This is a genomic window from Vibrio sp. C8, assembly GCF_054051265.1.
Map to the genome: position 1 here is coordinate 1 of NZ_JBPAOE010000032.1, position 1,202 is coordinate 1,202.

Sequence of the window (1,202 nt, forward strand, 5' to 3'; positions counted from 1 at the left end):
TAACAAACGACTATGGCGTCAATAACTAATTTTGAGCTATGTTCTCATCCCACATGACGCCATCTCTTAGCATCGTATTTAAGATCACAACCATCTTGCGAACACATGCAATGATAGCAACTTTTTTGGGTTTTCCTGCTGCTACAAGTCTTGTATAAGTGGCCTTAAATACGGGGTTACATTGCATTGCTGACATCATAGCCATGTATAGAACTGTCCGAACTTGTGTACGTCCACCTTGGATTACTCGCTTGCCCTTGTAGCGCCCACTTTCTCTCGTTATTGGGGCAACGCCAATGAGAGAAGCTGCTTGTTTATTGGTGATATAACCTAACTCAGGTACATTACTGATTATCGATGCTGCTGCGATGTTTCCGATGCCGGGAACGCTTTGTAGAATTGTATTTTTAGCCTGATATTCCGGACTATCTTCAATGAGTTTAACAAGCTTATTTTCAATCTTGATAATTTGATTCTTCATAGCTGTAAGCATTGGTTTGATTGTTAAATGCAGACTTTTAGGCAGTACTTGTATACGGTTCTTTTCCATTGTCTGCATTGATAGTAACTGATTTCTTCGAATGACTAAGTCACTCATTAATCTTATGTTTTCTGCTTTTACGATAGTCAATTGCGGTTTAATGGCTTCACCATAGTGTGCAATGAGTTCAGCGTCTAAACGATCATTTTTAGCTCTTCGACCAATAGCACCTGCAAAGCGTTTAATGTGTACAGGGTTGGCACGCACAATAGGTAAATTGGCCTCGGCGCAAGCTAACACAAATGGCATTTCTAAGCGGCCCGTAGCTTCAATTACGATACGTTCAGGACTGTATTTATTTATGATTTTTAATGCTTCTTTGATGCCTTTTTCTGTGTTTTCTACTGAGAAAAATATGTCTAACGGTCTGATGTGGATATCTAATTGTGTTTTCCCGGTATCAACTCCGACGTTGATGCTTTGCTTCAATTTAGTATTCATAATAAGCTAACTCTTGCTTGCGTAATGCGGGTTCGAGACCCAGTCGACTATTCGAGGTTTATGCTTGGAGTCCTATGTAGCGTTCATGTTTGTTATCGGTCTCTCAACAGAGGAGCCAGCGTTTAAACGAACTACTACATGGAAAGCTTTAGTTGCAGCTAAAGCCTGGGTCTCACATTACCCGAAACTGGTCGATTAAGAGGGATAATTTCCCATACAA

At 40.4% G+C, this 1,202-nt stretch carries 1 protein-coding gene; it reads right to left on the minus strand.

Annotated elements, in window-relative coordinates; translation table 11 throughout:
• Positions 1-25: 25 nt before the first annotated feature.
• The gene (locus ACRQQK_RS14200) at positions 26-982 is read right to left on the minus strand and encodes an IS110 family RNA-guided transposase (protein ID WP_457512474.1); all 957 of its coding nucleotides are present in this window, start codon (positions 980-982) and stop codon (positions 26-28) included.
• Positions 983-1,202: the final 220 nt, after the last annotated feature.